8 protein-coding genes and 1 riboswitch are annotated in these 6,899 nt (G+C 72.4%); all 8 genes read left to right on the top strand.

What is annotated here, in order from left to right; translation table 11 throughout:
• Positions 1–11: 11 nt before the first annotated feature.
• Positions 12–142: riboswitch (FMN riboswitch) on the top strand.
• Between the two features lie 144 nt (positions 143–286).
• The 8 genes from ribD to AC13HU_RS28255 all read left to right on the top strand — a co-directional run bounded on the left by ribD (position 287) and on the right by AC13HU_RS28255 (position 6,489).
• Positions 287–1,414 (top strand): bifunctional diaminohydroxyphosphoribosylaminopyrimidine deaminase/5-amino-6-(5-phosphoribosylamino)uracil reductase RibD, encoded by a 1,128-nt coding sequence (ribD, locus tag AC13HU_RS28220; RefSeq protein ID WP_483044783.1) that lies wholly within the window; start codon positions 287–289, stop codon positions 1,412–1,414.
• Between the two features lies 1 nt (position 1,415).
• Positions 1,416–2,084: a riboflavin synthase gene (locus AC13HU_RS28225; protein ID WP_483044784.1), complete on the top strand. Its 669-nt coding sequence runs from the start codon at positions 1,416–1,418 to the stop codon at positions 2,082–2,084.
• On the top strand, positions 2,081–2,764 hold the full coding sequence (locus AC13HU_RS28230; RefSeq protein WP_483044785.1) for a nicotinamide mononucleotide transporter family protein: 684 nt from the start codon (positions 2,081–2,083) through the stop codon (positions 2,762–2,764). Before AC13HU_RS28225 ends, AC13HU_RS28230 begins: the two co-directional genes overlap by 4 nt.
• 5 nt (positions 2,765–2,769) lie before the next feature.
• Complete coding sequence (locus tag AC13HU_RS28235; protein WP_483044788.1) at positions 2,770–4,191, top strand: bifunctional 3,4-dihydroxy-2-butanone-4-phosphate synthase/GTP cyclohydrolase II; 1,422 nt, start codon at positions 2,770–2,772, stop codon at positions 4,189–4,191.
• Positions 4,188–4,673, top strand: coding sequence for a 6,7-dimethyl-8-ribityllumazine synthase (ribH, locus tag AC13HU_RS28240; RefSeq protein ID WP_483044786.1), 486 nt, complete (start codon positions 4,188–4,190; stop codon positions 4,671–4,673). Before AC13HU_RS28235 ends, ribH begins: the two co-directional genes overlap by 4 nt.
• A gap of 58 nt (positions 4,674–4,731) precedes the next feature.
• Positions 4,732–5,004 carry a phosphoribosyl-ATP diphosphatase gene (locus tag AC13HU_RS28245; protein WP_103887687.1) on the top strand — a complete coding sequence of 91 codons (273 nt, stop codon included), beginning with the start codon at positions 4,732–4,734 and terminating at the stop codon, positions 5,002–5,004.
• Positions 5,005–5,146: 142 nt separating this feature from the next.
• Positions 5,147–5,995 carry an ATP phosphoribosyltransferase gene (gene hisG, locus AC13HU_RS28250; protein ID WP_483044787.1) on the top strand — a complete coding sequence of 283 codons (849 nt, stop codon included), beginning with the start codon at positions 5,147–5,149 and terminating at the stop codon, positions 5,993–5,995.
• 2 nt (positions 5,996–5,997) lie between these two features.
• Positions 5,998–6,489, top strand: coding sequence for a PH domain-containing protein (locus AC13HU_RS28255; RefSeq protein WP_483044789.1), 492 nt, complete (start codon positions 5,998–6,000; stop codon positions 6,487–6,489).
• Positions 6,490–6,899 lie beyond the last annotated feature (410 nt).

Below are 6,899 nucleotides of genomic sequence, written 5' to 3' on the forward strand. Positions count from 1 at the left end.
GTAGTGACGTTTCGCGCACTCCGGGGTCGGTGTAATTCCGAACCGGCGGTTATAGTCCGCGACCCGGCCGCAGCCAGTGGCCGGTTGACCAGGTGTAATTCCTGGACCGACGGTGATAGTCCGGATGGGAGGCAGTGCGCGGCGGGCGTTCACTCGGGAAGGCCGCCGTAGAAGCGGGTCCGTGCGCAGGCGCGGATCGGCGTATGCGTGGTCGGTCGTTCCGGCGAGTGGAGTCCGTCAGTTTCCCTCGCCCCGGAGTCCGTGCCTGATGAGGCAGGAGGACCCGGTGGCCACCAGTGCAGAAACCGACGCGATGCGTCGCGCCGTCGTGCTGTCCGCGCGTGCGCTCGGCGCGACCGCGCCGAACCCCGTGGTGGGCTGTGTGATCCTCGACGCGGCCGGACAGGTCGCGGGGGAGGGCTGGCACCAGCGGGCCGGCGGACCGCACGCCGAGGTGCACGCGCTGATCGCCGCCGGCGAGCGGGCTCGCGGCGGCACCGCCCTGGTCACCCTGGAACCGTGCAACCACACCGGCCGCACCGGCCCGTGCGCGAAGGCGCTGATCGAGGCCGGTATCGCCCGGGTGGTGTATGCGGTGGCCGACCCCGGCCCGGTGGCGTCCGGCGGCGCGCAGACGCTGCGCGCGGCGGGCGTCGACGTGGCCGGCGGCCTGCTCCGCGAGGAGGCCGCCGCGGTCAACGCGGCCTGGCTCACCTCCGTACGCAAGGGCCGCCCCTACGTCCGGTGGAAGTACGCCGCCACCCTCGACGGCCGGATCGCCGCCGCCGACGGCTCCAGCCGCTGGATCACCTCGCCCGAGGCCCGCGCCGACGTGCATCGGCTGCGCGCCGAGGCGGACGCCGTCGTGGTCGGCTCGGGCACCCTGACCGCGGACGACCCGCACCTGGCCGTACGCGGCATCGACGGCGCCACCCAGCCGCTGCGGGTGGTGGTCGACACCCGGGCCCGTACGACCGCGGGCGCCCGGGTGCTGGACGACGCCGCGCCCACCCTGATCGCCGTCGGCAAGGACGCCGACACCGCCCACCTGACCGGCGTGGACGTGGTCCGGCTGCCGTACGCGCCGCAGGGCCGCGGCATCGCCGTGGCCGCGCTGCTCGCCGAACTGCTCGCCCGCGGGGTCCGCTCGGTGCTGCTCGACGGAGGGCCGACGCTCGCGGGGGCGTTCGTGGCCGCCGGAAGTGTCGACACCGTCACCGCCTACCTCGCCCCGGCGCTGCTCGGTGCCGGCCCCGCCGCGCTCGACGGCGGGGGAATCACTACCATCGCGCAGGCGTTGCGGCTCGACGTGACCGGCGTCGACCGTCTCGGACCCGACCTGCGCGTCACCGCCGTGCCCGCTGCCACCGCCGCCACGCCCGCCGACGTCCCCACCGCACACCAGGAGAGCTGACGTGTTCACCGGAATCGTGGAAGAGCTGGGCCGGATCACCGCCGTCGAGGACCTGGGCGACGCCTCCCGCTTCACCGTAAGCGGACCCGTCGTCACCGAAGGCGCGAAACATGGCGATTCGATCGCCGTCAACGGGGTCTGCCTGACCGTCGTGGACCTGCCCGACGGCGCCTTCACCGCCGACGTGATGGCCGAGACGCTCAAACGGTCCAGCCTCGGCGCGCTCGCCCCCGGCTCCCGGGTCAACCTGGAGCGGCCGATGGCGCTCGGCGGCCGGCTCGGCGGCCACCTCGTGCAGGGCCACGTGGACGGCACCGGCACGGTGCTGGAGCGGGTGCCCGGCGAGCACTGGGAGATCGTCAAGATCGCGCTGCCCGCCGAACTCGCCCGCTACGTGGTCGAGAAGGGATCCATCACCGTCGACGGGATCAGCCTGACCGTGGTCGACGCCGAGCCGGACTTCTTCACCGTCAGCCTCATTCCGACCACCCTCGCGCTGACCACGCTCGGCATCAAGCAGCCCGGCGACCCGGTCAACCTCGAAGTGGACGTCATCGCCAAGTACGTCGAGCGGATGCTCGGTGCCGGTGCCGGTGCCGGTGCCGGTGCCGGTGTCAGCGTCAGCGAGGGTGACCGTGACGACGACCGGCGGGCGGAGGCCGGCCGGTGAGCATCGTGCACTGGCTGAACAGCCAGGCGTTCACCGCGTTCGACCAGCACGTGGTGTGGTCCGACATGATCGGCAACCTGCTCGGCCTGGCCGCGCTCGCGCTCGGCTGGCGGCGGGCCATGCTGACCTGGCCGGTCCAACTGCTCTCCGGCGTGGTGCTGGTGGCCGCGTTCTGGGGCGCCCACCTCGGCGGCGGAGTCGGCAAGCAGTTCGTGGTGATCACCGTCGCCGTGTGGGGCTGGTACCAGTGGCGGCGCGGCAGCTTCGGCCGTACCGGCCGGCTCGCCATCCGCTTCGCCACCTGGCGCGAGCGGGCCGTCCTGGCGCTGGTCACCGGCCTGGGCACCGTGGCGGTCGCCTCGCTCTTCCTCGCCTTCCCGAAGCTGTCCTGGAACCCCTGGCCGGACGCGTACATCTTCGTCGGCACGCTCGCCGCGATGTACGCGCAGGCCCGCGGCTGGGTCGAGTTCTGGTTCGCCTGGCTGGCCGTCGACCTGGTCGGCGTGCCGCTGAACTTCCACAGCGGACTTCCGTTCTCCGGCCTGGTCTACATCATCTACTTCGTCCTGGTGATAGCCGGGATGTACGCCTGGTGGCAGCAGACGCGGCGCACCGCCGGCGAGCAGGGCGGTCCGCAGCCGCGGCAGCCCGTCACCACCGCGGAAGGAGCGACGGCATGACCACCATGACCGCACCGCACGACCCCTGGCAGAACCGCGTCAAGAGCGGTGACCCCGACGGTCTCGATGCCTCAGACGGTCTCGACGACCTCGTGCTCGACCCGGTCGAGCGGGCCATCGCCGACATCGCCGCGGGCCGCCCCGTCGTGGTCGTCGACGACGAAAACCGGGAGAACGAGGGCGACCTCATCGTGGCCGCCGAGCGGATCACCCCGGAGATCGTCGCCTTCATGATGAGCGAGTGCCGCGGGCTGATCTGCGTGCCGATGGAGACGTCGGAGCTGGACCGGCTGGAACTGCCGCAGATGGTGGCGTCCAACACCGAGTCCATGCGCACCGCGTTCACCGTGTCCGTGGACGCGAGCGGCGCGCACGGCGTGACCACCGGGATCTCCGCCGCCGACCGCGCCGCCACCATCCGGCTGCTCGTCGACCCGGCCGCGCGGGCCGACGACTTCGTCCGGCCCGGCCATGTCTTCCCGCTCGCCGCCCGCCCCGGCGGGGTGCTGGTGCGCGCCGGCCACACCGAGGCCGGCGTCGACCTCGCCCGGCTGGCCGGACTGCGGCCGGCCGCGGCCATCGTGGAGATCGCCCGCGAGGACGGCACCATGGCCCGGCTCCCCGACCTGGTCCCCTTCGCCCGCAAGCACGGCCTGGCGATCATCTCCATCGAGGCCCTGATCGCCTACCGCCGTGCCGAGCAGACCGAGGTACGCCGCGAGGCCAGTACGCAACTGCCCACCGTCTACGGCGAGTTCCGTGCGTACGGCTACCGCGGCACCGCCGACGGCGCCGAGCATGTCGCGCTGGTCGCCGGCGACCTCGGCGACGGCACCGACGTCCTGGTCCGGGTGCACTCCGAGTGCCTGACCGGCGACGTCCTCGGCTCGCTGCGCTGCGACTGCGGACCCCAACTCCAGACCGCGCTGCGCGAGATCGCCGCCGCCGGCCGCGGAGTGGTCCTCTACCTGCGCGGCCACGAAGGCCGCGGCATCGGCCTGATGTCGAAGCTGCGCGCGTACGAACTCCAGGAGCGCGGCCGCGACACGCTCGACGCCAACCTCGAACTCGGCCTGCCCGCCGACGCCCGCGACTACGCCGCCGCCGCGCACATCCTCACCGACCTCGGGGTGCGCTCGCTGCGGCTGATGACCAACAACCCGGCGAAGTCCGCGGCGCTGGTCCGGCACGGCCTGGAGGTGCTCTCCCGCGAGCCGATGCCGGTCGCCGCGGGCGAGCACAACGTACGGTACCTGCGCACCAAGCGCGACCGGATGGGCCACGAACTGCCGTGGCTCGACGGCGAGGCGACCGTCCCCGGCACCGTTACCGGCAAGGCCACCGACGATGTCCCCGGCACGGTCGTCGACGACATCCCGAGCGCCGTCCCGAGCACCAACCGAAGCACTACCCGAGGAGAGAAGTGAGCGGCAAGGGCGCCCCGGAACTGACCGTGAAGAACTGCGGCGACCTGCGGGTCGCCGTCATCGCGGCGCAGTGGCACACCCAGGTGATGGACGGCCTCGTGGACGGGGCGGTCCGCGCTCTGCGCGACCTCGGCATCGAGGAGCCGACCCTGCTGCGGGTGCCGGGCAGCTTCGAACTGCCCGTCGTCGCCAAGGTACTGGCCGGCCGCGGCTACGACGCGATCGTCGCCCTCGGCGTGATCATCCGCGGTGGCACCCCGCACTTCGAGTACGTCTCGCAGGGCGTCACCAACGGCCTCACCCAGGTCACCGTGGACACCGGGGTACCGATCGGCTTCGGCATCCTCACCTGCGACAACGAGGAACAGGCGCTGGACCGGGCCGGACTGCCCGGCTCGAACGAGGACAAGGGACACGAGGCGGTGACCGCCGCGGTGGCCACCGCGGCCATCCTGCGTTCGGTGTCCGAGCCGTGGCGGTGACCAGCATCCGAACCGTGGCGGTGGTCCCCGGGCACTTCCCCGTACGCTAGGGACCACCATGGCTGACAAGACATTCGAGGAGCTGTTCAGCGAGCTCCGGCAGAAGGCCGCCACCGGCGACCCCAGCACTTCCCGCACCGCCGAACTCGTCGGGAAGGGCGTGCACGCGATCGGCAAGAAGGTGGTCGAGGAGGCCGCCGAGGTGTGGATGGCGGCCGAGTACGAAGGACCGGACGCGACCGCCGAGGAGATCTCGCAGTTGCTCTACCACGTCCAGGTGATGATGGTGGCGCGCGGGATCTCCCTGGAGGACGTCTACGCCCATCTGTGAGCCGGGCGGCACCGTACGCCCCGCACACCGCACGTTCCGTACACCGCGCGCCATCGCGCACCCACCGCAGAGCTGCGCCTCCCGCAGACCCGCACCGCCGCAAGTCCCCGCATCACCCGACGAAGAAAAGGAACCCGACCCCATGCTGCGCATCGCCGTACCGAACAAGGGTGCACTCTCCGGACCCGCGGCGGCCATGCTCCATGAGGCCGGGTACCGCCAGCGCAAGGAGTCCAAGGAACTCGTCCTGTTCGACAACGTGAACGACGTCGAGTTCTTCTACCTGCGCCCGCGCGACATCGCGATCTACGTCAGCTCCGGCCGGCTCGACATCGGCATCACCGGCCGCGACCTGCTGCTGGACTCCGGGGCGAGCGCCGAGGAGATCCTGCAACTCGGCTTCGCCCGCTCGACGTTCCGGTACGCCGCCAAGCCCGGCACCGCGAACGGCGTGGCCGACCTGGCCGGGCTGACCGTGGCCACCTCCTACGAGGGCGTGGTCGGCAAGCACCTCGCCGACAGCGGCGTGGCCGCGTCGCTCGTCCACCTCGACGGCGCCGTGGAGACCGCGATCCAGCTCGGCGTCGCCCAGGTCATCGCCGACGTGGTGGAGACCGGCACCTCGCTGCGCAGCGCCGGCCTGGAGGCGTTCGGCGAGCCGATCATGGAGTCCGAGGCCGTCGTCATCCGCCGTACCGGCGCCGACCCCGAAGACGCCGACGTGCGGAAGTTCCTGCGCCGGCTGCAGGGCGTCCTGGTCGCGCGGCGCTACGTGATGATGGACTACGACATCCGCGTCGAGCAGGTCGAGAAGGCCGTCTCGCTGACCCCCGGGCTCGAATCGCCCACCGTCTCCCCGCTGCACCACGAAGGCTGGGTCGCGGTCCGCGCGATGGTGCCCACCGCCGAGGCCCAGCTCATCATGGACCAGCTCTACGACCTGGGCGCCCGCGCGATCCTCACCACCGGCATCCACGCCGCCCGGCTGTGACGATGCCAGGCGCCCCGGCCGAACACCCCACGGTCGCCGCCGCGCCGGACGACCTGCCGGTGACCTTCCGGCCGGTCGTCACCCGTGTGGTGCTGCTCACCCTCGCCGTGGCGATCGTCGTCGTGCTGACCGGGGTCGCCCTGCTCATGCCGCACGACGGCACCTCGCCCTGGAGCGCCGCCGCGCGCGGCGGCGTGGTCGGCACGGCCGTCCTGATCGGCGCGGGGCTCACCCTGCTGAGCCGGCCCAAGGCCGTCGCCGACACCGACGGGCTCACCGTGGTGAACCTCACGGTGCGGCGGCGCCTGGCCTGGGCCGAGGTGCTCGGGGTCAATCTCGGGCACGGCGACGCCTGGGTCCGGCTCGACCTCGCCGACGGTACGACGCTGGCGGTCATGGGGATCCAGCCCGGGATCGCCCCCGCGCGGGCGGTGCGCGACGCCCGGAGGCTGCGTGAGCTGGTCGAAGCGCTCGGCGAAGCACGTCCCGTGTAGCCAGGGCAGCGTTGCAGGCCGCGGTGCCCCTGTCCCGCCTGCCCGTAAGGGCAGCGCCGCCCGCGGAAGGGGGCACTAGCTTCCGTCGGGTGGGCACCGTCACTTCGCGGGCGCGCCCGCAATGACTACCCTGGTTCATCAAGCGCGCCCACCGCGCGCAGCCCATCCCGGCGCAGCCCAGCGCAGCGCCCACCCGAGGAGTGACACTCACACCCCGATGGACGAACCGTCCGGTAGTACTTGCGCCGCCCCTCCCACCCGGAACTCCCACCGGAAACGTGGGGCGGCGGCCTCATGAGCACCCCGTTGCTGCTGCTCGCAGCAGCATTCGTTCTGATCCTCGCCAACGGCTTCTTCGTCGCCGCCGAATTCGGCCTGGTGACGGTGGAGCGCCCCGCCGCCGAGCGGGC

Source organism: Streptomyces sp. NH27 (assembly GCF_056859195.1).

Coding starts and splice junctions, on each gene's coding strand:
- AC13HU_RS28255 (WP_483044789.1), top strand. CDS start 5,998: ATGCCAGGCGCCCCGGCCGAACACCCCACGGTCGCCGCCGCGCCGGAC.
- AC13HU_RS28245 (WP_103887687.1), top strand. CDS start 4,732: ATGGCTGACAAGACATTCGAGGAGCTGTTCAGCGAGCTCCGGCAGAAG.
- AC13HU_RS28235 (WP_483044788.1), top strand. CDS start 2,770: ATGACCGCACCGCACGACCCCTGGCAGAACCGCGTCAAGAGCGGTGAC.
- hisG (WP_483044787.1), top strand. CDS start 5,147: ATGCTGCGCATCGCCGTACCGAACAAGGGTGCACTCTCCGGACCCGCG.